Source organism: Paeniglutamicibacter selenitireducens (assembly GCF_051550675.1).
Lineage (GTDB): Bacteria > Actinomycetota > Actinomycetes > Actinomycetales > Micrococcaceae > Paeniglutamicibacter.
Window position 1 is genome coordinate 82,067 of sequence record NZ_JBPULF010000002.1, and the last position, 24,901, is coordinate 106,967.

Consider the following 24,901-nt stretch of genomic DNA (forward strand, 5'->3'; position numbering starts at 1 on the left):
CAAGAATACCGTTGCCCGTTGGATAAGGTGGGCGCATGACATCCCCCGCAGGAGAGCCGAAGGCACCGGCCGAGGCACCGGTGCCCCGGCACCACCAACTCATCGTCTCGCTCTTCGGGCTCTATGCCCGCCGGCATGGCGGGGCCCTGCAGGTCGCTGCAATCATCTCCCTGATGAGGGACATCGGAGTGGAATCCGCCGGGACCCGCTCCTCCATTTCGCGGCTGAAGAAGCGCGGCATCATCGACAGCGTCCAGGTGAACAACCGAAGCGGCTATGCCCTGGCCCCCTCTGTCATCGAGACGTTCATCGAGGGCGACGAACGCATCTTCCACCCCCGGCGGGCCGGCGCGCAGGACCGCTGGCTGCTGGCAACCTTCACCGTCCCGGAATCCCAGCGCAACATCCGGCACAAGATCCGCTCGTCCCTGGTCCGCATGGGCTTCGGCTCCGTGACCCCGGGGCTGTGGATCGCGCCCGGGCACCTGCGCAACGAGGTGCTCGCGTACTTCGAACGCCGCGGACTGGGCGACTACCTCGAGTTCTTCGTTGCCGAACATGTCGGCGGGGATGACCTGCGTGAGAACGTGGCCCTGTGGTGGGACCTGCCCGCACTCGACGCACTGTATTCGGACTTCCTGGAGAACAACGAGGGGCTCCTCGCGGCCTGGAAGCGCCAGGACGAGCTGGTTCCCGGCAGCGAGACGGATGCACGGGCCTTCGCCGACTATCTGGTGCTCATCACCCAGTGGCGCAAGCTGCCCTACCTCGACCCGGGACTGCCCACGGAGTTCCTTCCGGAAAACTGGAATGCCCTGCGCGCCGAGGAGCTCTTCCAGGAACTGCACACCCTGCTGGCCGCCCGTGCCGAGCGGCACGCGACCCGGGTGATCGACGACGACCTGGCCCGCGCCTGACGACTCTGCGCCGGCACGAAAAAGGTGCCGTGCGACCGACCCGGCGAATCACCGATTCACTGGGCCGCCGCACGGCACCTTCATTTTCCCTCTAGCTTTCCCGGTCCTGGATGACGGCAACGCCCTGGATCTCGATGAGCGCTTCCTTCTGCCACAGACGGCTGACACCGATGCCGGCCATCGCCGGGTACTTCGACCCCGCCATTTCACGCCAGAGGCGGCCGATCTCGCGGCCGTTGGCCATGTAGTCCTCGACGTCGGTGAGGTAGATCGTCACCGACACGAGGTCCTCGGGACGTCCACCGGCCTCCCCCAGTGTGGTCAGGACGTTCGAGAACGCCTGCTTGAACTGCTCGACGATGCCGCCCGGGACAATCTGCATGTTCGCATCCAACGCCGTCTGGCCGCCGAGGTACACCGTGTCCCCCGCCAGCATCCCGTGCGCGTATCCGGAGGGCTTTGGCAACGAACCGGGATTGATCGTGAGGTTTTCGTGAACCGTTGTCTCGGTCATTTCTCGCTCCTTCGTGAACTCTGATGGTTTTCGCGGCGAATCCGCCCTAGCGCCACACGAGTGACGCGTGTTACATTGACGATACGTGACGGCAGTCAAAAAGTCGACACAAGGCAAATCGGCGGACAGAGAAGGAACATCGATGAAACTCGCGACAATTCGCCACGGCGGCCGCACCACAGCGGCCCTCGAGGTCGAAGGCGGCTACCTGCCCCTCCCCGCGGACGACCTCAGCGCCCTGCTGGGCCGCACCGACTGGAAAACGCAGGCCGGCGACACCCTGAAAGGCCACCGTGCCGAGGACGTGGTCACCCGCGAGGCAGCCACCGTCCTGAACCCCGTGCCGAATCCCCGCAAAGTCATCTGCTGCGGCCTGAACTACTCCGACCACATCCTGGAGATGGGCCGCGAACTGCCGCAGTACCCGACCCTTTTCGCCAAGTTCGCCGACACGCTCACCGACCCCGACGCCGAGATCCCCGGCGGCCCCTCGGAGAACGTCGACTGGGAGGCCGAACTCGCCGTCGTCGTCGGCTCGGTGCTCAGCAACGCCGACGAGAAGGAAGCCGCCGCGGCCATCGCCGGCTACACCGTCGCCAACGACATTTCCATGCGGGACTGGCAGCGGCGCACGCTGCAGTGGTTCCAGGGCAAGGCCTTCGACGGCACCACCCCCCTGGGCCCAGTCGTCGTGACCCCCGACGAACTCGACCCGGACGCCGGGCTTGAGGTCATCTGCACGCTCAACGGCGAGGAGGTCCAGCGCGGAAACACCCGGACCCTTGTCTTCTCCCCGGCCGCGCTGCTCTCCTACATCTCCACCTTCACCGTGCTGCGCCCGGGCGACGTGGTCCTCACCGGCACCCCCGGCGGGGTCGGCATGGGCATGGTCCCGCCGCGCTTCCTCGCCGACGGGGACCAGCTGCGCACCGAGATCCCCGGCATCGGCACGCTGTCCAACACCTACCGCGCGCGCGTCGCATCCACCGTCTGAACCACCCCCCATCCGCACCAACCCGCAGGAGAGAATCCCATGAGCAGCACCCCCGTGATCTACCGCACCGAAGGCGACAACTCGATCTACGCGGGAGCCGACGGCATCGTCGTTCCCGTGGTGACCCGGGCGGGCGCCGAGGACACCAACACCGCGCAGTCCGGCGACTGCATCCGCGTCTCGGGCGTCAGCATCCAACACACCCCGGCCACCAAGATCTGGTTCGGCCAGGTCTCGAACACCCCCGGCTACCGCTCGCTGCCGCACCACCACGGCGAGGCCGAGACCGGCGGCTACGTGCTGCGCGGCCACGGACGCATCTACTTCGGCGAGAACTACGAGCAGTACCTGGACATGACCGCCGGCGACTGGGTCTTCGTCCCGCCGTTCATGCCGCACGTCGAGGCAAACATGTCGATCACCGAGGACCTGGTCTGGCTCACGGCCCGCACCCCGGAGAACATCGTCGTGAACCTCGAGGACGTCGCGGACGAATCCCTGGAAGGATACCGCCGGGCATGAGCTCGCAGATCTTCCTCGACGCCATCGACCTGACGGCGTGCGACGCCGAGGTCTTCGACCAGGCGTTCACCGCCGTCCCGCAATACGTCCCCTGGCCCAAGGCCTACGGCGGGGACATGGTGGCCCAGGGCGCGGCGGCGATGATGCGCTCGGTGGGCGAGGACCGTGAGCTGCACTCGATGCACTCCTACTTCCTGCGCCCCGTCGACATGCACGTGCCGGTCCGCTACGAGGTCGAGCTCATGCGCGACGGCCGCGGCTACTCGACCCGCCAGGTCCGCGGCTTCCAGAACGGCAAGGCCGTCTACACCGCGCTGGGTTCCTTCCACGTGCCGGAGTCCGGCCCGGAGCAGGCCTCCACGGCACCGGCCGAATACCTGGATCTGGACCCGGATACCCTGGCCAGCGCCTCCGAGGTCCTCACCGGGGCCGAGGGCGCAGCGGCGGAGTACTGGTCGCACGGGCGCAGCTTCGACATGCGCCACGTCCCGGGTGCCATGTACCTCGAGGTCGGCGGCGCGAACACCGCCCACCAGGCGGTCTGGGTGAAGGCATTCACCGAGCTTCCCGACGATGCGATAACCCAGCGTGCGGCACTGGCCTACGTCTGCGACTACACCATCCTGGAACCGCTGCTGCGGACCCGGAACCTGTCCTGGAGCACCGAGGGCCTTGTCACGGCCAGCCTCGACCACGCCATGTGGTTCCACCGCGAGGGCCGCGTCGACGACTGGGTGCTCTACGTCCAGGAGGCCGTCTCCAGCCAGAACAACCGCGGACTGGCCCTGGGCCGCTTCTACACCCGCGACGGCCGGCTGCTGGCCACCGTCGCCCAGGAGGGCATGATCCGCGGACCGCGCGGCTAGCCCCACCAGCTCCACAGAACCATTGAGAACCGACTCTTGGAAAGAGACGACATGGAACTATCCCTTACGGCGCACCAGGACACCTTCACCCGCGACCACCTGCCGCCGCACGAGCTCTGGCCGACGCTGGAGTTCACGCTTCCGGAACTGCAGTACCCCGAACGGCTCAATGCCGCAACGGTCCTGATCGACGACGCGGTGGCGGCGTTCGGCGCCGACCGCCCGGCGTTGCTGGCGCCGGACGGATCCTCGCTGAGCTACGGCGAGCTGCTCACCCGGGCCAACCAGGTCGCGCAGGTCCTCACCGAGGACCTCGGGATCGTCCCGGGCAACCGCGTGATGCTGCGCGCCCCGAACAACGCCTGGCTGGTGGCCTGCTGGCTCGGCGTCATCAAGGCCGGCGCCGTGGTCGTCACCACCATGCCGGCGCTGCGCGCCCAGGAGATCGCCAAGCTCGCGGCGCTCACCAAGCCCTCGCTGATGCTCAGCGACCACCGTTTCACCGACGACGCGGCCACCGCCGCCGCCGGCGCCTACCCCGTCATCCCCGTCGGCTCCGGCGCTCCCGACGACCTGGTGGCGCGGGCCGCCGCCAAGTCCGGGGAGTTCACCAACGTGGACACCGCCGCGGACGACGTCGCCCTGCTGGGGCCGACCTCCGGAACCACCGGCACCCCCAAGATCACCATGCACTTCCACCGGGACATCCTGGCCAACGCCGACACGTTTGCCCGGCACATCCTGCAGCCGTCCCCGGACGACGTCTTCGCCGGCTCGCCGCCGCTGGCGTTCACCTTCGGCCTGGGCGGCCTGGTGGTCTTCCCCCTGCGCTTCGGCGCCAGCTCGCTGCTGACCGAACGCACCACCCCCGTGGAGCTGGCCCAGCTCTCCCGGGACGCCGGGGCCACGATCCTCTTCACGGCGCCCACCGCGTACCGCGCCATCCTCAAGGAGGGCAAGGCCGACCTGCTGCGCGGGCTGCGCGTCGCGGTCTCCGCCGGCGAGCACCTGCCCGCCGAGACCTGGCAGCACGTCCACGAGGAAACGGGGCTGCGCCTGGTCAACGGGATTGGCTCCACCGAGCTGCTGCACGTGTTCATCTCGGCGGCGGGAGACGACATCCGCCCCGGCGCCACGGGCACCGCGATCCCCGGCTACCGCGCGACGATCCTCGACGCGGAGGGCAATGAACTGGGCGCCAACGAGGTGGGCCGGCTGGCCGTCATCGGCCCCACCGGCTGCCGCTACCTCGACGACGAGCGCCAGCTCAACTACGTCGCCAACGGCTGGAACATCACCGGGGACACCTTCCTCAGGGACGACGAAGGCTACTTCGTCTACCAGGCCCGCAGCGACAACATGATCGTCTCCTCCGGCTACAACATCGGCGGCCCGGAGGTCGAGGCGGCGCTCAACGAGCACCCCGACGTGCTGGAAAACGCCGTGGTTGCCCGCCCGGATGCAAGCCGCGGATCGGTGGTCTGCGCGTTCGTGGTGCTCGTCGAGGGCGCCCGGGGCGACGCGGACAAGGTCAAGGAACTCCAGGACTTCGTCAAGGCCACCATCGCCCCGTACAAGTACCCGCGCGACATCCGCTTCGTCGACGAGCTGCCCCGCAACCCCAGCGGCAAGCTGCAGCACTTCAAGCTGCGTGAATCGTTCACCGAGACCCACGCCTCCTGATTTCCCCCCCGGTCCCCGCGAGGGACCAACGAAAGGACTTGACCATGAAAATCGCAATTGTTGGCGGCGGCCCCGGCGGCCTGTACTTCGCGGCCCTCATGAAGCAACTCGACCCGGCCCACGAGGTCACCGTCTGGGAACGCAATGCGGCATCGGACACCTTCGGCTTCGGCGTGGTCTTCTCCGACGAGACCCTCGGCGGCATCGGCAACGCGGACCCCGTGGTCGCCGAGTACATGTCCCGCCGCTTCGCCCGCTGGAGCGACATCGACATCCACTTCCGCGGCGAAATGCACACCGTCGGCGGCCAGGGCTTCGCGGCCATGAGCCGCAAGGAACTGCTCGAACTGCTCCAGCGCCGCTGCCTGGAGCTCGGCGTGGACGTGCGCTTCTCCACCATGGCCCCGGACGTGGAGGAACTCTCCGCCGGCTACGACCTGGTACTCGCCGCGGACGGGCTGAACTCTGCCATCCGCGCCCGCTATGCCGACTCCTTCAAGCCCTCGCTGGACCCGCGCGTGTCGAAGTACATGTGGCTGGGCACCGACCAGGTCTTCGAGGCGTTCAAGTTCTTCGTCAAGGAGACCGACGCCGGCACCATGCAGATCCACGGCTACCCGTACTCCGACGAGGGATCGACCTTCATCGTGGAGATGCACGAGGATGTCTGGCGCGCCGCCGGCTTCGACGAGACCGAGCACGAGGTCTTCGCCCCGGGCGTCAGCGATACGAAGGCCGTCGAGAAGATCACCGCGATCTTCTCCGAGGAACTCGCCGGGCACCGGGTGCTGACCAACAACTCCAAGTGGATCAACTTCACCACGGTGCGCAACAAGCACTGGCGCCACGAGAACATCGTGCTGCTGGGCGACGCCGCGCACACCGCGCACTTCTCCATCGGCTCCGGCACCAAGCTGGCCATGGAGGACTCGCTGGCCCTGGCCGCCTGCCTGCACGAGCACTCCTCCGTCGAGGCCGCATTGGAGGCCTACGAGAGCGAGCGCCGCCCGGTGGTCGAATCCACCCAGCGCGCCGCCCAGGCGTCCATGGAGTGGTTCGAGAACATCGGCCAGTACAAGGACCAGGACCCGGTGCAGTTCTGCTTCAACCTGCTCACCCGTTCCCGCCGCATCACCCACGAAAACCTGAAGCTGCGCGACACCGCCTTCGCGGACACCGTCGACGCCGACTTCGCCCGACGCGCGGGCGCCGCGGAGATCGCCCCGGCAATGTTCCAGCCGTACCGGATCGGGCAGCTGGAACTTGCCAATCGCGTGGTGGTCTCCCCCATGGACATGTACTCGGCCGTCGACGGGGTGCCCGGCGACTTCCACCTGGTGCACCTGGGCTCCAAGGCCATGGGCGGCGCCGGCCTGGTCATGACGGAAATGGTCTGCGTCTCGGACACCGGCCGCATCACCCCCGGCTGCACGGGCCTGTACACCGACGGGCAGGGATCCGCCTGGAAGCGCATCACCGACTACGTGCACGCCAACTCGAACGCCAAGATCGGCGCGCAGATCGGCCACTCGGGACGCAAGGGCTCCACGAAGCTCATGTGGGAGGGCATCGACGAACCCCTGGAGACCGGCAACTGGGAAGTGCTGGCCCCCAGCGCGATCCCCTACGGCGAGGGCTGCCACGTCCCGGCGGAGATCACCCGCGAGCAGATGGATACGGTCCGCGAGCAGTTCGTGGCCGCCGCCCGCCGCGCGGATGAGGCCGGTTTCGACCTGCTGGAGCTGCACGCCGCCCACGGCTACCTGCTCTCCTCGTTCCTCTCCCCGCTCTCGAACCGGCGCACCGACGAGTACGGCGGATCGCTTCAGAACCGACTGCGCTACCCGCTGGAGGTGCTCGACGCGGTGCGTGCCGCCTGGCCGGCGCACAAGCCGCTCGGCGCCCGCATCTCCGCCACCGACTGGGTCGAGGGCGGAAACACCGAGGAGGACGCGCTGGCGATAGCCCAGGCGTTCATCGACCACGGAATCGAATCGATCGACGTGTCCTCCGGGCAGATCGTGCGCGACGAGCGCCCGGCCTTCGGCCGCAGCTACCAGACCCCGTTCGCCGACAAGATCCGCAACCAGGTGGCCGCCGCGGCCGGCGTCGCCGTCATCGCCGTGGGAGCCATCTCCTCCCACGACGACGTGAACTCGATCCTGCTGGCCGGCCGCGCGGACCTGGTGGCCCTGGGCCGCACTCACCTGTACAACCCGCAGTGGACGCTGCAGGCCGCCGCCGAGCAGGACTACGCGGGGGCCGGCGCCAGCTGGCCGCTGCCCTTCAAGGCCGGGCGCCGCAAGCCGCCGAGCGCGCGCACCGACGCTGTCCGCCCGCGCCTCTCGCTGCTGAAGGAGGAACAGGTCGACGAGCAGGTGCACCTGCGCTGGATCCCGGCCAAGGACTCCGCCGCCGGCGACCTGGTGCCGAGCGTCTAGCTCCGGGCACATGAGGAAGGGAGTGTCCCGGTCCGCCGTCGGCGGGTCGGGACACTCCCTTCCTGCGTTCCTCAATGCCGGCCCCGCTGCGGTTCCTTCGCTAGGTGCCGGTGCGCAGCCGTTTCAGGGCGGTGAAGAACGAGGGCCGGGTCCCGGTCCGTGCCTCGATTTCCGCGCGCACCACCTTTACCCGCTCCAGGATGCCCCGGGGGTCGATGCTCCGTGCCGCATCCGGGACGTTGCCCTGCAGTCCGTAGTCAAGCGCGCCGCGGCCGATGCCCACGTTCCCGAGCAACTCACCCAGGGCCTGCCGGGCCGTGCCGTTGCGCAGCGTGCGTTCGAGGGCTGCTGCCGCCCGCGGGTTGCCGGTGAGCTCCGCGAGCTCGTCGAAGGTCTCCCGGGTGAAGCCCGACCACTCGGCGCACAACGCCGCAAGCCGCTGCGCCGCGGCGCTGCCCTCGGGGAACCCGGTGATCGGGACGGCGCCTTCGCTGAAGACCATGTCCAGCCGCCTGGCGTCGGCGAAGAGCGTCGCATCCAGGTCTTGCCCGTCGGGCAACAGCTGCACGACCGTTCCCGCCTCCGCGGGAAAGGTGAACAGGTGGTAGCGCCGTTCACCGGAGTAGTGCGCAAACCCGCAGCCGCCCTCTTCCCAGTACCGCCACCGGGCGCTCTTGTCCTTGGCCGAGGCGATGACCAGGTGTTCGGCACGCAGGCCGGGCCCGGCAAAGACCGCCCACGACGGAGCGGGCTCCTCGCGGTCTCCCCCGGGTGCGGGCGTACCGTACACGCATTCGTCGTTCAGGAAGGCCACTTCGGGGCGGAGCGCGGCGATCAATCGGCCGTCGACCACCTGTCCCAGCGGCCGCGTTTCCACATTCCCGTGCGCGTCGACGACCTCCACGGTGTCGCCTTCGTCGCCGGCCAGGATGACGTTCACCACCGTCGTGCGGTCCATGTACTGCGGGGCTTCGACGAGCCCCAGGACCCGCAGCGGGGCCAGCGCCTGCCGGACGCGCTCCACGGCGTCGGGCACCCGCCCCGTGAAGGCCAGGGCCAGTTCGCTGAAGTCGAAATCGTCGTCTGTCACCATCGGGTCTCTCTGTTCGGGGCCTACCAGGCGGAATCGGCCTGCTCCCCCAGGAACGTCGATTAACGCCATGACTAGATGGTACGTGGCCTCGGGGAGCATTGCCGCGGTGCCCGTCCGACGCCCCTTCCGGAACCGATGTTGACGGCCGGGGCAACGTCGCGGGCAGGCGGGGCATCCACGCCCTCCATCCGGCGCCAGTGGCCACTCAGCCGTGGAGGGCTGTGCCCTTCGGGCCCTCCACCTGTGGTTCCACTGCGACACGGCTCCGCGATTCGCGCCGGGCCATGGCCGAGATGCCCAGGGCCGAAGCCAGGAGCACCACGGCAAGCGCAGCCCATCCGACGAGCCCGAACCTGAGCGCCGTCCCGGCGATGACAAGCGGGGCACACATCGACCCCAGCCCGGCGCCCATGGCAAATACGCCCTGGTAGGCGCCGGGGTTCAACGGGTTGGCGAATTCGAAGGAGAGCCCCCATGTTCCGGCCTGCGACCAGACTTCGGCGAATGCGTGGGCCGTAGCAGCCACCAGCAGCAGCACGACGGCCGGGCCCACCGAAACACCGGCGGACAGCCCGTAGGCAAGGCAAGCCCCTGCTATCAAGACCCCGGCCAGGGCCACGACTTTGCCTGCCTTTCGCACATCATCGGTACCGCGGGAGAGCGGTACCTGGAACAGAATCACCACCACGGTGTTGAGAATCAGCAGGACCGAAACAACAGCAGTCGGGGCATGGGTGTGGTGGGCAATCCACAACGGAACGCCGACCTCGGCGAGGCCGAACTGCATTCCAAAGACGGCGGACAGCGCCGTCAATAGCAGGTATCGCCGGTCCCTGAACGGTGAGCGAACCCGTTCCGGCGGCCCGCCCGCAACGGAAACCCCTGCCACAAGCACCGGTGCCGGCGCATCAACGCGTCGCGGCAGCTTCCACACGGGAACGATGCCCGCCAGCTGCACGGCCCCCGCACCAATCATCACAATGCGGTAGGCCGCCGCGCTGTCGGCCAGAAGCGCCACCCCGGCAATGGCGGCGCCGAGTGCTATCGACACGTTCGTCACAGTCCGCAGGATGGCGCGGGTGTCAACCCTCGCCGGCCCCTCGAAGGCACGCGCAACTATCGCCATGCGCGTGGCGTTCGACGCACTTCCCACGGCCGATACCACCGAGGCAACTACCAGGATGCCGGTGAAATCCGCCGCAAGCGGGTAGCAAAGCAAGGCCAGGCCCTCGACGCCCATGAGGGTGAACAACAAGCGCCTGGCGCTGAGCCTGTCCGCAAGACGGCCCCCGAGATACGACGTCCCCACTCCCACCCCACTCGAGATAGCGAGAACCGTCGCAGCTTCACCCGCCGAAAGACCGATGACGAACGTCATGTACAAAACCGTGACCGCGAGGAACACCCCGCGCCCCACACGGCTGATCAGCGTGGTCACCACAAGGATCCGCAGCACGGGGTCGGACATGGGGTCGCCCAGGCGTCGGAGGAATCCCCGGGGCGGTTTTTTCCCGGGTTTCCGCTGTGGAAGGAAATCCGATTCCTGGCCTGGGGTGCGTGTTGTTGACATGGAACATTTTTCCCACGACCACGTCGCACGCCGGAATTGATGTAGCGTATGGCTTCATGTTGCACTACGAGCTTGGGGATGCCGGCCTCGGTATCATCCGTTTCGGGATCTCACCGCTTTGTGAGTTGGGTCTTTCGCTGCGTGCGGTGAAAGACCCAAGCCGCTACCCGCTCCAGCTTCCCTGGCTGTCGCGCACCCGGGAGGCGAGAGAGAATCTCAACCTCGACCTCCTGCTCGGACTGGTCAACGACCGGCTGTGGACACCGGATTTCCTCAACCCGCACCCCACCTCGCCGCTGACGCGCATTGAGGATGAGCTCGGCGAGTTGGCCAAGATCTCCCCGGACCTCTTCATCGAACAGCTGGAAAGCATCCATGGGCATGTGCCCCGTGTTTTCCGCGGGTCCCCGCAATCGGCGATCGGCCGCATGGTGGCGGCCCTGCGCGAATACTGGGACGCATGCTTCGCCCCGCACTGGCCTCGCATGCGTACCATCCTGGAAGCCGACATCACCCACAGGGGCAGGGTCGCTGCCCGGGCGGGCCTGGCAGCGATGCTGAACGACGTCTCTGCGGCCATGTCGTTCGACAAGTCAAGGTTGAGCATCCACCTGGCGACGATTCGCACCGAGCGATCGGTGGGCATCGACGGCCGCGGCGTCATGCTCGTTCCCACAATGTTCACGAGGCGGGCCTCGGCGCCCATCAGCCTGGACGAGGCCCCCATGGTCTTGTACCCGGCTCGAGGACAGGGCGCCATGTGGGAATCGGAGCGCGTCGACAACCCCCCAGCGGTTGCGGAGGTTCTGGGCCGGACACGGGCAAGCCTGCTCACGGCCTTGGCAACCCCGGCGTCGTCAACGGAACTCGGGATCCGGTTCGGGATGAGCGCATCTGCGGTGAACCAACACCTGCGCGCGCTCCGGAAGGTCGGTCTGCTCACCTCGACCAGGTACGGACATAGCATGCTCTACTTCCAAAGCCCGTTGGGAACGGCGTTGCTGGGGGCAGCCACGTCCGGGTAGCACGGCATCGCATGCCGTACTACCCGGCCCCCATGAGCTTCGGAGGCCGGCGCCGCAGCCCGGCTCAGTGCCCCTTGAAGGCCTCCGCGAGCCACCAGGAGCCCGAGTCGGAGGCGATCTTCGCGTCGATGACCAGCGGCCGGGACGGGTTGGAAGCAACCCAGTCCCCCACGGCCTCCAGGTCCGCGAGCGTGCGCACCGTGATGCCGTCGGCGCCGAAGCCGCGGCCGATCGCCGCGAAATCGGTGTCGGGGAACTTCACCGAGGCCATGTCCGCGTCCGGGTTCTCGATCCCGAAGTGGTGCACCTCGGCCCCGTAGGCGGCGTCGTTGTAGACGATGCACACCAGCGCCATGCCCAACCGCACCGCGGTGTCCAGCTCGGCGATCGCCATGTGGAAGCCGCCGTCCCCGGTGCCCAGCACCGGGATGCGCCCGGGCTGCGCCAAACCGGCGCCGATGGCCGTGTACAGGCCCAGGCCGATGGACTGGAAGGCCTGCGTGAAGCAGAAGCCGAACTCGTCGGGCACCGAAAGGAACTGGCTGGGGTAGCCCATGAAGTTGCCCGAGTCGACACTGACGATGCGCTCGGCCGGCAGCAGCTCGTCCAGCCGCTTGGTCAGCGTGCGGGGGTCGATGAAACCCGCGCCGGAGAGATCCACGTAGTCGACCTGGTTCCAGTCGATGGACTCCTTGATCCGGGTGGCCACGGCGGCGCTGCGGTAGCCCTCGCGGGTCTGGATGCCCCTGGACACCAGGGCCTCGAGGACGTCGGCGGCGCACTGCGCCGAGTCCCCCACCAGGCCCAGGTCGATGGGCCGGTTGGCGCCCAGGGCCTGTTCCTCGAGGTCCACCTGGACTACCTTGGCCCCGGCACCGATCAGGTGGCCGTGGCGCATGGTCCACATGTTCAATGCGCAGCCGAACCCGACGACCAGGTCCGCCCCGGTGATCAGCTCCGCGGCCAGCGGGGAGGAGAACCCGCCGGAAATGCCCAGGTTGAACTCGTCCTCGTTGAAAAGTCCCTTGGCCACCGCGGAGGTCGCCACCAGGGCGCCGGCGTGCTCGGCGAGGGCCAGGATCTCCGCCCGGGCCCCGCGGCCGCCGCGGCCCGCGACGAACACCGGGCGCTGCGCCGCGGCGAGCAGCCCGGCCAGCTGCTGCACGGAGGCGCGCGAGGGGCGGATCGGTTCGGCGAGGGCGATGGACGCCGGCAGGTGGGCCTGCGCCTCGGTGACCTCCTGCGCCTGGACGTTCAGCGGAAGGTTCAACACCACCGTGCGGCGGTCGTTCACGGCACGGCGGTAGGCCCTCACGGTGTCGGCCACGGCGCTGGCCGCGGAGTGCACGCGCTCGGGCACCGCGTAGACGGAGGCGGCGAATCCGTCCTGGTCCATCGCGAAGTTCGAGTACACGGCCGAGGGTGCTGCCTCGGCGGCCAGTACGATCATCGGGGTGCGGGACTTGGCCGCCTCGCCGATGCCGGTCGCGGCGTTGGTCAGCCCGCAGCCCTGGTGCACCGAGAGCAGCGCGACCTTGCCGCTGGTGCGTGCGAAGGCGTCGGCCATTGTCGCGGCGCCGCCCTCATGGCGGGCCGCGGTGAACGGGACGCCCTGTTCGATCAGGGTGTTGGTGATGGTGAAGTTCCCGGAGCCCACCACGCCGAAGCAGTGGCCGACGCCGAGTTCGGCAAGTGTCTTGCCCACAAGTTGCGCGACGTTCACGTTCAGCTCTTTCCGACCATGGCCAGCACGCGGGTCGGTGCCCCGGTGCCGCCGACGATCGGCAGCGGGGCCACCACGACCATCGCCCCGTGCGTGGGCAGCTTGTCCAGGTTCTTCAGCGAGGTGATCCCGTACTTGTCGGCCCCCAGCAGGAAGTAGTGCATCGGGAACGGCGGGTTCAGTGCGCCGGCGTTGCCGGCGTCGATGCCCACGGTTTCCACGCCGATGCCGGAGATCTCGAGTTCCTCGGCGATCCACCTGGCGCACTCGGCGGTGAAGCCCGGGGTGTGGGAGCCGTTTTCGTCGAGGTTCAGGAAGGCCTGCTTGTCATGCCCGTACTTGTCCCACCCGGTGCGGAAGAGCAGCCACGAGTTGGCGGGGAAGGCACCGTGTTCCTCCTGCCAGTCCACCAGGTGCTCGATGTCGATGAGGAAGTCCGGGTCCGCCGCGGCCTCGGCGCTGAAGTCGAGCACCACGGCCGGGCCCACCAGGCGGGCGGGGTCCAACTGCGAGACGTCCTTGCCCTCGCGCCCGGAGATCCAGTGGATCGGGGCGTCGATGTGCGTGCCGATGTGCTCGCCGGTGTGGATGTTGTGGTGCTTCCAGAACGGGCCTGGCTCGTTGTAGGCGGAGACCTCGTCGAGCCGGAAGTCGATGAGGTTGGAGAAGGGCTCCGGCAACACCAGCGTCGGGGTGTCAGACGAGAGCGGGGCCGTCAGATCGAGGACTTCAACGGCACCGGTGGCCAGCGACGCCAGGACATTGTGTACAGGACTCATCGAATCTCCAGTGTTCGGTTAGGGGGCGCCTTCGCGTCCGCCGGGGAATTTGTTATCGAAATATTGTGACGATCGTCAGATTTGTTGAATTCAGTGTCAATGTACCAGTGCAGCGGCACCGGCAAAAGACCCGTCCCGCATCCCGGTCACTTCCGTGTGGGCTTGCGCTTCCTCCGGATGAGCTGCTGGGCCACCAGGTGCCCGGAGCCGCCGCCCAGGCCCGGGCCCGGATGCGTTGCCGCCCCGATGTGCCAGAGGTCCTTGACCGGCGAGCGCCCCTTGCCCAGGCGCGGCAGCGGGCGCCACATCAGGTTCTGGTGCAGTTCGGCGGCTCCCCCGTACGGGTCGCCCGCCACGGCGTTCCGGTTGGCCCCGGCCAGCTGCCGGGGATTGAAGGCCTTGGTGCCAAGCACCAGGTCCCCGAGGCCGGGTGCGTACCGCTCGATCCTGCCCAGCACCCGTTGGACGTATTCGTCGGTGAGCTGCTCGTCCCAGCCGGCGCTGGTGTCCAGTTCCCCTGCGGCATCCCCGACGGGTTCGAACGGCAGTTCCTGCAGCTGCAGCCACAGTGTCGCCCGGCCCTCCGGCGCGCGCGAGGGGTCGAGCACGCATTGCTGGCCCACCACGATGGTCGGGTCCGCCGGCAGCAGCCCGGCCTCGGCCTGGGCGCACGCGATGGCCGTCGAATCCGAGCCCGTGGAGATGTGGATCAGCGGGGTGCTCGCCAGCCGCGCGTCGCTCCACGGCACGGGTCCGGCGAGCGCCACGTGGACCTGCATTGCCGCGCGGCCCGGCCGGTGGGCGCGGACCTCGGCACGGGTTTGCTCCGGCACCGCGGCGGGCTCGAGCAGCTCCTCGTAGAGCTGCGGCACCGAGACGGAGGCGAGGATCCCCCGGCGCGCGGTAAAGGTCCCGGCTGTGGTTTTCACTGCCGCCGCCCGTCCTCCGGCGACGACGATGCCCTGGGCGCGGGTCCCCGTGCGGATCTGAACCCCGTGGTCGGTGAGCAGCGACTCGAAGGCCGCTATGAACCGCGCGGCCCCGCCCTGGACCACGGGCAGCCCGAACTGGTGCATGCTCGCGGCCATGACCGGGAGCATGACCCCGCCGCTGGCCTGTTCCGGGCCGATCCCCGCATGCAGCAGCCAGGGCGCCCACAACTGGTCCACCTCGTTCCCGGCGAAGGTGCTGCGGGTCAGGTTGCGGCCGCTCATCAGTCCCTGGCGGATGAGCCGCTGGGCCTTGCCGATTCCCATCCGGACGCTCTTGTAGCCGAGCTTCGCCGCATTGGACAGGGACATCTCGCTGCCCAGCGCCCCGAAGACGACCGGGGCCTGGTCCCCGAATTCCTCAAGCAGGCGCGCATAGGCCTCGCGGTCCGCGGCATGGGCGAAGGCCTCGGCAGTGGCCGCGGGGTCGCGCTGCGCGAAGACAGCCGCGGTCCGCCCGCGGGCGTCGGTGCCGATGCTCGCACAGACCCAGGGCGTGCCCGCGTCCTCGGTGTTGCGGTAGCGCAGGCCCCGGGCGTGCAGCTCGCGGCCCAGCTCGGCGTAGGCGCCCCCGGAGACGAAGAGCGGGTGCCAGGAGGAGAAGGTGTCGTGGGTGAACCCCGGGACCGTCAACTCCCCGGAGTCGATGAACCCGCCGATCCTCCCCTGTTCCTCCAGCAGCACCACCCCTGCCCCGCTGCGCGCCAGCTCAGCGGCGGCCACCAGCGAGTTGATGCCCGAGCCGATCACGACGTAGTCGGTTTCCATGTGTTCCTCTCTCGCCTAGCTGAAGTCGGGATGCAGGGCCGTGCGGTGGTAGGCCCCGGCGTGGAAGACCAGCGGGTCGCCCTCGACCCGTGAGTACTTTTCCACCTCGCCCACGTAGATCACGTGGTCGCCTGCCTCGTGCCGGGCCACGGTCCGGCACTGGAAGGTGGCGACGGCCCCCTCGAGCAGCGGGACACCGGCGATCCCCTCGGCGCAGTCCACCCCGGCGAACTTGTCCTCGGCGGGGGTGGCGAATTGGCGCGAGAGCACGTGCTGGGAGGATTCGAGGACGTTGATGGCGAAGTGCGTGGAGGCCTCGAAGTCGCCCAGCGACGGGGCGAACTTGCTGGGGCACCAGAGCACCAGCGGCGGATCCATGGAGACCGAGGTGAAGGAGTTGGCCGTCATGCCGACCTTGGCACCCTGCGGCGTGCGGGTTGTCACCACGGTGACTCCCGTGGCGAACTGGCCCAGCGTGGAGCGGAAGTCGCGCAGGTCGAAGGCCGCCGCCTCCTCGGCCACCGCGCGCTCCATGAAGGCGGCTGCCTCGTCCGCCTCGAACCACCAGGGGAAGAGCGTACGCGGGTCGTCGAACCCGTTGGCCAAGGCGCCGGCCAGGGACTGGTGTTCTTCGGCGGCCGCGAGTACCTCCAGTTGCCAGGACTTGCGCTCGCGCAGCATGGAGTTGGTCCACACCGTGGAGAACTGCCCCCAGCCCCGCCAGAACTCGTCGAAGGTGCGCAGCATCCACTCGGAGTCGAAGTCCGCGTCGCCGCGCGCATCGATGGCCCGGGCATAGTGGTCCGCGGCCAGCGTCGCGTTGTTGGAGCCCTGCCCGGTGAGCGGGTCGTTGAGCATGATGGCGTCCCCCATGCCCATGACCACCCGGCCGCCGGGCAGCACACCCACCGCTGAACGGACCACCGGGGTGATCCGGCCGCGCAGCACGGCGCCGGGGTCGCTCAGTTCCGATCCGGCGAAGCGCCGGTGTTCGTGCGGGAAATGCTCGCGCAGGATGTCCAGCGACACGGCAAGGTGCTCCTGGGCGGTGTTGACGGCGTCCCAGCAGTCCATGGGGCCGCCGGGCACGCCCTCGAAGACCATCATCTGGCACGGGCCCTCGGTGCCGAGCCCCGGGAAGGTGAAGAACTCCCCGACCCCGGGCACGATGTTCATCCTGATCCTTGACTCGTCCCCGTCCTCCCCGCCGCCCTGTGCGGGCACCACGTAGGTGACGGCCACGGCACGCTGCGGGCGGTCGAACGGCGACTTGGCCCGATCCGTGGCAAAGACCTGCCCCAGCTCGCCCTTCCCGGTTCCCACCACCACCAGCTCGAAGAGCCCGGCGAGCTCCTCGAGCCTGCGCACCGAGAGCTTCTCGATGCGGAAGTCCCCGCCGCGGCCGATGAACGTTTCGATCCAGTGCGCGCACTTGACCCGCTGGTCCACCGACAGCGCCGGGCGTTCAAGCGACCCCTGCCAATCGATCGCCTTCCGGCCCTCACCGCCGGCAATGTTCATGTGCACCCCGGTGATGCCCATGTCCGCGGTGTTCGCCCCGGGGATGTCCAGCGGCTGCTGGACCCTCAGGGAGGAGGAGAAGACGCATTGGCTGGAGGTGATCGACCCGGTGCGGATCTGCTGGGCCGAACGGTCGGAGAAGAGGGTGACGCCGTGGCCGGCGCGTTGCAGGGCGAGCGCTAGCTGGGCACCGGATTCCCCGGCCCCGACGATGGCGATGGTACGCATTGAATACTCCAGTGGTGTGGGAAGGGTCTGTGGCTGCGCTTAGTGCACCGGGTCGAAGGAGCCCAGGTAGTCGTTCGCGGCGTCCTCGCTCATGAACCATTCGGCGAAGTCCGGCGGGTAGTCGAAGCCGTTGGCGAAGCGCTTGGCGATCTCCGGGTTGCCCTGGGCGGTGCCCAGCAGCTGCAGCGCGTGCGGGGCCGGCGGGGCCAGCATGGTGTTGGTCCAGGCAGCGACGTGCTGCGCGTATTCCCAGTAGCTTTCGAAAAGGCCCTGCTTGAACGCATCGTCGTACTCGCCGTCCCCGTGCTCGAGGATTCCCTCCAGGTAGGCGGCTGCGCACTTTGCTGCGTTGTTGGAGCCCTGCCCGGTGATCGGGTCGTTGAGCACCACCACGTCGGCCATGCCCAGCACCGTCTTTCCGGAGGGCAGCGTGGCCAGCGGGTGGCGCACGGTCGGCGGGAAACGTCCCTGAAGCACGCCGTTGGGGTCGGTGAGCGTCACCTCGGTGCAGCGCTCGGCTTCCCACGGCAGGTAGGTGCGCAGGATGCGCAGCGAGTTCTCCAGGTGTTCCTCGGGGGTCAGACCCTTCCAGGAGTCCATGTCGGAGCCGGGGAGGCCCTCGAACACCATGATGTCGCAGGGACCTGTGGTGGTCAGGGCCGGGAAGACGAAGTACTCTCCGACGCCCGGGATGAGGTTGAAGTTCACGGCGGAGAATTCCTCGCGCGGCTTCATGCCGTTCACGTAGGTCAGGGCCAGTGCCCGTTGCGGTGCCGCATACTGGCTACGCTCGGCGTCGCGCTCGAACAGGCCGGCGATCTCGCCCTTGCCCGCCGCCACCAGGACCAGGTCGCTCGCCGCGGCGTAGCGCTCGAGGTCCTCGACGCCGGCTTCCTCGAAGACCAAGGTCCCTCCGCGGGCCTCGAAGACCTCCATGAATGCGGGGAACTTGACGCGCTGGTCGATCGACTGGGCCGGGGCGTCGAGCCGGTGGGCCCAGCTCATGGCCTTGACCCCGGGCGCCTCGGGCGGGGCCACGGTGAAGGCGATCCCCTCGACCACCGGGGCGTCGGGCCACAGGTCCAGGCCCAGGTCGCGTTCGTGCCCGAGCGCCGCATCGAACATGCACTGGCTGGAGGCGATGGAGCCCGTGCGGATCTGCTCGGGGGTGCGGTTGGAGATGAGCGTGACGTCGTAGCCGGCATCCAGCAGGCCGATGCCCAGCTGGAGGCCCGACTGTCCGGCGCCGACGATGGTGATGGTGCGTGGGGTCATGGTCCTGGTTCCTTGTTCTCGCTGGATGTGGTGTGGGAGTGGGTAGAGACTAGTTCGCTGCCAGCAGCGGGATGGCCGGTTCGTTGCGTTCGGGCCCCATGGCCGAGTAGCCGCCGTCGACGGCCCAGTCGGCGCCTGTCACGAACGAGGTCTGGTCGGAGAGCAGGAACGCCACGACGTCGCCGACCTCCCCGGGGCGGCCGACACGGCCCAGCAGGTGGAAGGGAGCCGCCACGGAGTCGGTCTTGGCGAGATCCCCTCCGGAGAGCGTGTCCATGATCTTGGACCAGGTCCAACCCGGGCTGACCGAGTTCACCCGGATGCCGTCGGCCGCGAGGTCCGCTGCCATGGAGCGGGTGACCTGAACCAGCGTCGCCTTGCTGGCCGGGTAGAGCCAGCGGCCGGTCTGCGAGACACCCGAGGAGATCGAGGTGAAGTTGACGATGGCCCCGTGCCCGGAGGCGGCCAGCAGCGGGCGGGCCAGCTTGGCGAGCATGACCGCGGAAACCACATTGACATCCAGTGCGGTGAGCCAGTCGCTGCGGTTCGATTCGATGCCCTCGTCCAGGTAGCTGCAGGCGAGGTTGACCAGGCCGTCGAGGCGGCCGTGCCGTGCCTCGATGCCGGAGACCAGGGTTTCCAGGGCGGCATCGTCGGTGATGTCCACGGCATGGAACTCGACGCCCGGGTGCTGCGCCTGCAATTCGGCGCCGCCGGCGACGTCGATGTCGACGACGACCACCTGTGCACCGGCCTCGATGAGCGAACCCACCACACCGGCACCCACCTTGGTGGCCCCTCCGGTGAGCAGTACGACGCGATCCTGAAGCAACTTCATGGTTTTCCTTTCCCTCAAGCTTCCTGTGACCCATGTCATAATGGGTGGCCTGAGAAGAAACTACTCCCCGGGGCGCAGCCGCCTCTATCCGCTTTGCGCAACTTTCATCCGATGCGCGCAGGCGGTGAGCACAGCAAAGGAGCATTCTGGATGCTGACGCAGCAGTCCGCCATGCCATCCCCCGGCCGCGTGCTCGATGCCTTGCCGACGCTGCAAACCCCCGACCCGCACGAAGCCCAACAACGCATCAGCGAGCTCTTTTGCGAACACACGCTGAAGCCGCTTTCGGGGCGCGGAAACGTCAAGCTGAACCTGCGCACATCCGGTGCGGGCTTCGGCGTCCACCTGCTGGACTACGGGACGGCCGTGCGAATCGACCCAGGTGCCCTTGAGACCTTCTACATGGTCCAGGTGCCGCTTTCGGGGAGCGCCCAGATGCGCAGTGGGGGCTCGACCATCGAGTCGACGCCCAACCTGGCCACGATCCCCCCGATCGACCACGACTTCTCGATGACCTGGCAGGCCGGGACCCCGCAACTGATCGTCACCGCCCCGCGCGGGCTGCTCAACGATGCGGCAGCGGCGCTTTACGGAGCCAGCCTCGAGGGACCGCTGAGGATGGCGAGCAGCATGGACACCTCGGGCCCGGAGGGCCAGTCCTTCATGCGCGCGGTCTTCGAGTACCACGACCTTGTCAATGCACCCGGTGCCGCGCCGACGCCGTACGCCCGGCGGCTGCACGAGGAAATGGTCCTGGCCCGGTGGCTCATGGCTGTGAAGTCCAACTTTTCGGCATCCCTTGCCCAATGGGAAGCCCCTGCCGCGGGCGCGAGGAATTCGGCCCTGGTTTCGGCGTTCTCCAGGCTCTTGGAGGTGCACAGCGGAGAGGACCTCAGTGTCGGCGACCTGGCCGAGGCCCTCGGCGTCTCGATCCGCACACTCCAGGTCGCCCTGGCCCGGGAGTTGGGTTCGACGCCGTCCCGGATGCTGCACGAGGCGCGACTGCGCCGCGCCCACGACATGCTCAGCACTGCGGACCCGGGGCTCGACAGCGTGACGGGCATTGCCGAACGATGCGGCTTCGGGCATCTGGGCCGGTTCGCGCAGGCCTACAAGCGGCACTTCGGGGTTGCACCCTCGCAGACCCTGCGCAGCCCCTCGCCCCGGTGATCCCCTACGCGCCCAGGGCGGCGCGGATGGCTTCGGGCCACGGCGCCGAGGATTCGGCTCCCAGCGGCACGCACACCGTCACGAAGCGCCCCTCGGCGGCAAGCACCGCACCTCGCCCCTCGTGGGGATGCCCCCACACCCGGAAGGCGAAGTCCATCGAGCTGGTCCCGATCCGCTCGATCCGCACCGCCGTGGTGACCGCCTGGCCGAAGTAGAGCTTGGCCCGGTAGTCGGTCTCATGGCGCACACGCGGCGCAATACCGAAGTACGAGTTCTGTCCCAGGTCGCGGAAGAGCCTTGCCTCGGCGGCCTCGACGAAGCGCAGTATCACGGAGTTGTGCTGGTGCCCGGCCGCGTCGGTGTCCACCCATTCGATGGTGCGCCGCAGGGAGCTCCCCGCCAGCCCGCCAGCCAGAAAGCCCGACACCAGGCCGTCGATCGAGTCGTCGGCATCCAGCACGACGTCAGGCGCATTTGTGTCCATCGTGAACAAAACTCCATCCAGCTATTGTTACGTACGTCACCTTAACGACATACTACTAGGGATCGTCCGCACCACCACCCATTTTCTTCCCTTCCACATAAGGAGAACCACGTGGCGCCCCCATCCACGGTTTCGGACTGGAACATCCCCAAGCGCACCACCGCCGTGGTGCTTTTCGCCTGCTGGCTGGCCATCCTGGCCGAAGGCTACGACGTCGGAGTGCTCGGTGCGGTGCTGCCGGCACTGGCCGAGTACAAGGAATGGTCGCTGACCCCGCTGCAGCTTGGCGGCCTCGGCGCCTATGCACTGGCCGGCATGCTCTTCGGCGCGCTGTTCATCGGCACCCTCAGCGACGTGATCGGCCGCCGCAAGATGCTGCTGCTGGCAATGCTCATCTTCACCATCACGCAGGCCGGTGCCGCACTGGCCCCGACCCCCGAATTATTCGGCCTCTTCCGCTTCCTCGGCGGCCTGGGCATGGGCGGCATCATCCCCGTTGCCGCGGCACTGACCATCGAGTATTCCGCCCCCAGGAAGCGCTCGCTGAACTACGGCATCATGTATTCCGGCTACTCCCTGGGTATCGTGGTCTCCGCGCTAGTCGCCATGGCCCTGCTGCCCACCCTGGGCTGGCGCTGGGTCATTGCCGTGGGTGCGCTGCCGGTGCTGATCCTGCCGCTGGTCGCCTGGCTGCTCCCCGAATCGCTCGAGTACCTGGTCTCCAAGGGCAAGATCGCCGAAGCCAAGGCGCTTGCCGCAAAGCTGAACGTGCGCGACTACGAGCCGGTGGCCCCCGCCAAGCCGGGCGCCAAGGTCCCGTGGCGCGAGGTCATGGCTTCCATGTTCTCCCGCACGTACCTGCGCTCGACGGTGTTCTTCTGGATCTCGCTCTTCTGCGGCATGGTCCTGGTCTACGGCCTGAACACCTGGCTGCCGCAGATCATGCGCAAGGCCGGGTACGACCTCGGCACCTCGCTCACCTTCCTGCTGGTGTTCTCGCTGGCCTCCGCCGCGGGCGGCCTGGTGCTGGGCTGGCTGGCCGACAAGTACGGGCAAAAGACCATCCTGGTGGTCTTCTACCTGCTGGGCGCCGGCGGCATCCTGCTGCTGATGTTCCCGAACACCATGTTCATCAACCTGTGCTTCGTGGCCTTTGCCGGCATCGGCTCGATCTCCACCTCGCTGGTGCTCACCGGCTACATCGCCGACTACTACCCGGCAGCCCAGCGCGGCACCGCCACCGGCTGGGCCCTGTCCTTCGCCCGGCTCGGCGCCATCTCCGGCCCGATCATCGGCGGCTGGATCGCCTCCACCGGCATGAACTTCCAGTTCAACTTCATTTTCTTCGCCATCGTCGGCGTGGTTGCCGCACTGGCCGTGGCGATGATCCCGCCGCGCGTCACTCCTGCAGCGGCGGCGGCACCCGCAGTCGAGCGCGAGGCAGTGCTCGACTAGCCGATCCTGAGGAGAAATGCCCGAGGCGCCGGTTCCCGCAAGGGGGCCGGCGCCTCGGGTCCTTAACGCAGTTCCAGCTTCGGCACGTCGGCGTCGAACCCGAACACCGTCGCATAGAAGCCGAGCGAGGTCTCCAGCGCGTTGACGATGTTTTCCATGCGGCGGAAGCCGTGCTGTTCCCCGGCGTAAAGCACGTAGGCGTGCGGCACCCCGTTGGCCACGAGCGCGTCGGCGACGACCTGCGACTGGGCCGGCGGGACGACCCGGTCCTCGTCGCCCTGCAGCAGCAGCACCGGGCAGGAGATGTCATCGACGTGGTTGATGGGGGCGCGCTCCGCGTAGAGGTCCGCGGCCTGGGGGTACGGCCCGACGAGGGATTCCATGTAGCGCGACTCGAAGTCGTGCGTGTCGGTGACAAGGCCGACGAGGTCCGAGACGCCGTAGCGGGAGATCCCGGCGGCGAAGGCCTCGGTGGTGGTCAGGGCGTTGAGCACCGTCCAGCCGCCGGCGGACCCGCCCTCGATGGCCAGCCGGTTGCCGTCGGCAAGCCCCGCCGCAACGAGCCCCTCCATCACGGCCACGGTGTCCTGCACGTCGACGATGCCCCACTGCCCGCGCAGCCGTTCCCGGTAGGCGCGGCCGAAGCCCGTCGAGCCGCCGTAGTTCACGTCGACCACCCCGATGCCGCGCGAGGTGTAGTAGGCGATGGACAGCGAGAGCTGGGCAAAGGCCTGCGAGGTCGGCCCGCCGTGGACGAACGCGACGAACGGGGGTTTCTCCCCGTCGGGCCCGGTGTGGTCCCCCAGCCGCGGCGAGTACACGTGGGCGTAGACCGGCGACCCGTCGGCGGTGGCGAATTCCATGGCGCGGGCGTGCGGCAGCGCCTCGGCATCCGGCAGCCCGGCCAGCGAGAGGGCGATGTTCCGCGCCTTGAGCGTTTCGAGGTCCACCAGCCGCAGCCCGTCGCCCTCCGCGAGCGAGGTGGCGGTGGCGAGCAGGCGGTGCCCGTCAAGGGCCGAGGGTGAGATCCGGGTGAACGGGAGCTCCAGTTCGGCAAGTTCCCCGGTGTCCAGGTCGAGCCGGGCCAGCGCTGTGCCGTGGGTCCCGTGGGTCACCAGCAGGCTGCGCCCGTTTTCGACCTTGTACCAGTTCTGCCCCAGCGCCCACAGCGGGCCGGCGAATTCCTCCTCGCGGGGGCACAGCGCGCGCTGTTCGCCGGTTTCCAGCACGTGTGAGTAGAGGTTCCACCAGCCGCTGCGGTCCGAGGCGAAAACCAGCTCGCCGTCGGAGAGCCATTCGGGCTGCAGCACCGATTCGGCGGCGGAGCCGGCCAGCACCGAGTCGTTTGCCGCGATGCCGTCGACCAGGTCGGCGACGTGCAGCTCGGTTCCGTCCCACGGCATCTGCGGGTGCTCCCAGGAAATCCAGCTGAGCCTGGTGCCGTCGGGGCTCAGCCGCGGGGCCGCGACGAACCGGGAGGACGGGCTTGCCTCGCGCAGTGCCGCCGCATCGTGCGCTGCCGAACCGTCAAGCGGGACCGAGGCGATGTAGCGGCGCAGGTCCCTGCGGTGGTCCTCGCAGACCGCCAGCACGGTGCCCGGCTCGGCGCCCGGGATGATCTCGGCGAAACGCAGCCGCGGGTCCCCGTCCTCGCCCGCGCTTTCCGGGGTCAGCGGCACCGGGGCCTCGCCCGGCGCGCCGGCCAGGTAGAGCCGCTGGTCGGCGAAGTTCACGAAAACCGGCCGCGGGGTGCCGGCCAAGGGGATCGCCGCCCAGGCGGAGCCGCCGTATTCGTTGACCCTGCTCCGCACGTTGAAGGGGGCCCCGACGAGTTCACGCGGCTCGCCGTCGGCGTCCGCCCCGCGCGCCACGACCGTCAGGCGCCCGCCCTCCGCGGGGCGGCCCTCGAGCCACCACACCTCGTCCCCCACGAAGGTGCCGCCACCCACCGGGGTGGTTCCGGCGGCGACGTGTGCGGCGGTGATCGGGGAGGGCCAGGAGCCATAGGGCGAGGGGGTAGTCATGAGGAGATCTTAGACCGCCTGA

Annotated in this window: 20 protein-coding genes; 9 read left to right on the forward strand and 11 right to left on the reverse strand. The window is 68.6% G+C overall.

Annotated elements, in window-relative coordinates; genetic code table 11:
• Positions 1-35 precede the first annotated feature (35 nt).
• Positions 36-917 carry a PaaX family transcriptional regulator gene (locus ACSYDW_RS03865; RefSeq protein ID WP_438337392.1) on the forward strand — a complete coding sequence of 294 codons (882 nt, stop codon included), beginning with the start codon at positions 36-38 and terminating at the stop codon, positions 915-917.
• Between the two features lie 91 nt (positions 918-1,008).
• Here the strand turns inward: ACSYDW_RS03865 and ACSYDW_RS03870 are convergent, their stop codons facing one another.
• Positions 1,009-1,431 carry a RidA family protein gene (locus ACSYDW_RS03870; protein ID WP_438337393.1) on the reverse strand — a complete coding sequence of 141 codons (423 nt, stop codon included), beginning with the start codon at positions 1,429-1,431 and terminating at the stop codon, positions 1,009-1,011.
• Between the two features lie 142 nt (positions 1,432-1,573).
• On the opposite strand from ACSYDW_RS03870, the gene ACSYDW_RS03875 reads away from it, so the two are divergent.
• From ACSYDW_RS03875 to ACSYDW_RS03895, 5 genes are read left to right on the forward strand one after another with little or no spacing between them, the layout of a single operon-like run.
• Entirely contained in the window at positions 1,574-2,425 is an 852-nt protein-coding gene (locus tag ACSYDW_RS03875) for a fumarylacetoacetate hydrolase family protein (protein ID WP_438337394.1), read from the forward strand.
• Positions 2,426-2,464: 39 nt separating this feature from the next.
• Positions 2,465-2,947 (forward strand): cupin domain-containing protein, encoded by a 483-nt coding sequence (locus tag ACSYDW_RS03880; RefSeq protein WP_438337395.1) that lies wholly within the window; start codon positions 2,465-2,467, stop codon positions 2,945-2,947.
• Positions 2,944-3,813: an acyl-CoA thioesterase gene (locus ACSYDW_RS03885; RefSeq protein ID WP_438337396.1), complete on the forward strand. Its 870-nt coding sequence runs from the start codon at positions 2,944-2,946 to the stop codon at positions 3,811-3,813. The genes ACSYDW_RS03880 and ACSYDW_RS03885 overlap by 4 nt, the downstream gene beginning before the upstream one ends.
• 51 nt (positions 3,814-3,864) lie before the next feature.
• Entirely contained in the window at positions 3,865-5,496 is a 1,632-nt protein-coding gene (locus ACSYDW_RS03890) for an AMP-binding protein (RefSeq protein WP_438337397.1), read from the forward strand.
• A 44-nt stretch (positions 5,497-5,540) separates the two neighbouring features.
• Positions 5,541-7,937 (forward strand): bifunctional salicylyl-CoA 5-hydroxylase/oxidoreductase, encoded by a 2,397-nt coding sequence (locus tag ACSYDW_RS03895; protein ID WP_438337398.1) that lies wholly within the window; start codon positions 5,541-5,543, stop codon positions 7,935-7,937.
• Between the two features lie 100 nt (positions 7,938-8,037).
• On the opposite strand, the gene ACSYDW_RS03900 is transcribed toward ACSYDW_RS03895, so the two are convergent.
• Both ACSYDW_RS03900 and ACSYDW_RS03905 read right to left on the reverse strand, forming a co-directional pair.
• Positions 8,038-9,027, reverse strand: coding sequence for a hypothetical protein (locus tag ACSYDW_RS03900; RefSeq protein WP_438337399.1), 990 nt, complete (start codon positions 9,025-9,027; stop codon positions 8,038-8,040).
• Between the two features lie 208 nt (positions 9,028-9,235).
• Complete coding sequence (locus ACSYDW_RS03905) at positions 9,236-10,498, reverse strand: MFS transporter (protein WP_438337400.1); 1,263 nt, start codon at positions 10,496-10,498, stop codon at positions 9,236-9,238.
• Positions 10,499-10,746: 248 nt separating this feature from the next.
• On the opposite strand from ACSYDW_RS03905, the gene ACSYDW_RS03910 reads away from it, so the two are divergent.
• Positions 10,747-11,625 (forward strand): ArsR/SmtB family transcription factor, encoded by an 879-nt coding sequence (locus ACSYDW_RS03910; protein WP_438337401.1) that lies wholly within the window; start codon positions 10,747-10,749, stop codon positions 11,623-11,625.
• Between the two features lie 64 nt (positions 11,626-11,689).
• Here ACSYDW_RS03910 and ACSYDW_RS03915 read toward each other — a convergent pair whose 3' ends face one another.
• The 6 genes from ACSYDW_RS03915 to ACSYDW_RS03940 form a co-directional block, all read right to left on the reverse strand.
• A complete protein-coding gene (locus tag ACSYDW_RS03915; protein ID WP_438337402.1) occupies positions 11,690-13,348 on the reverse strand; it encodes a thiamine pyrophosphate-binding protein in 1,659 nt (552 codons plus the stop codon).
• Positions 13,349-13,350: 2 nt separating this feature from the next.
• A complete protein-coding gene (locus ACSYDW_RS03920; RefSeq protein WP_438337403.1) occupies positions 13,351-14,127 on the reverse strand; it encodes a cyclase family protein in 777 nt (258 codons plus the stop codon).
• Positions 14,128-14,273: 146 nt separating this feature from the next.
• Positions 14,274-15,884, reverse strand: a complete 1,611-nt coding sequence (locus tag ACSYDW_RS03925; RefSeq protein ID WP_438337404.1) for a phytoene desaturase family protein — start codon at positions 15,882-15,884, stop codon at positions 14,274-14,276.
• A gap of 15 nt (positions 15,885-15,899) precedes the next feature.
• Positions 15,900-17,633, reverse strand: a complete 1,734-nt coding sequence (locus ACSYDW_RS03930) for a flavin reductase (protein ID WP_438337405.1) — start codon at positions 17,631-17,633, stop codon at positions 15,900-15,902.
• A 39-nt stretch (positions 17,634-17,672) separates the two neighbouring features.
• The gene (locus ACSYDW_RS03935) at positions 17,673-18,908 is read right to left on the reverse strand and encodes a styrene monooxygenase/indole monooxygenase family protein (protein WP_438337406.1); all 1,236 of its coding nucleotides are present in this window, start codon (positions 18,906-18,908) and stop codon (positions 17,673-17,675) included.
• 49 nt (positions 18,909-18,957) lie between these two features.
• Positions 18,958-19,746 carry an SDR family oxidoreductase gene (locus ACSYDW_RS03940; RefSeq protein WP_438337407.1) on the reverse strand — a complete coding sequence of 263 codons (789 nt, stop codon included), beginning with the start codon at positions 19,744-19,746 and terminating at the stop codon, positions 18,958-18,960.
• A gap of 150 nt (positions 19,747-19,896) precedes the next feature.
• Here ACSYDW_RS03940 and ACSYDW_RS03945 point away from each other — a divergent pair, with 150 nt between their 5' ends.
• Positions 19,897-20,916: an AraC family transcriptional regulator gene (locus ACSYDW_RS03945; protein WP_438337408.1), complete on the forward strand. Its 1,020-nt coding sequence runs from the start codon at positions 19,897-19,899 to the stop codon at positions 20,914-20,916.
• 4 nt (positions 20,917-20,920) lie between these two features.
• Here ACSYDW_RS03945 and ACSYDW_RS03950 read toward each other — a convergent pair whose 3' ends face one another.
• A complete protein-coding gene (locus ACSYDW_RS03950; RefSeq protein ID WP_438337409.1) occupies positions 20,921-21,400 on the reverse strand; it encodes an acyl-CoA thioesterase in 480 nt (159 codons plus the stop codon).
• Between the two features lie 111 nt (positions 21,401-21,511).
• Here ACSYDW_RS03950 and ACSYDW_RS03955 point away from each other — a divergent pair, with 111 nt between their 5' ends.
• Positions 21,512-22,855, forward strand: coding sequence for an MFS transporter (locus ACSYDW_RS03955; protein ID WP_438337410.1), 1,344 nt, complete (start codon positions 21,512-21,514; stop codon positions 22,853-22,855).
• A gap of 62 nt (positions 22,856-22,917) precedes the next feature.
• On the opposite strand, the gene ACSYDW_RS03960 is transcribed toward ACSYDW_RS03955, so the two are convergent.
• Entirely contained in the window at positions 22,918-24,879 is a 1,962-nt protein-coding gene (locus ACSYDW_RS03960; RefSeq protein WP_438337411.1) for a S9 family peptidase, read from the reverse strand.
• Positions 24,880-24,901 lie beyond the last annotated feature (22 nt).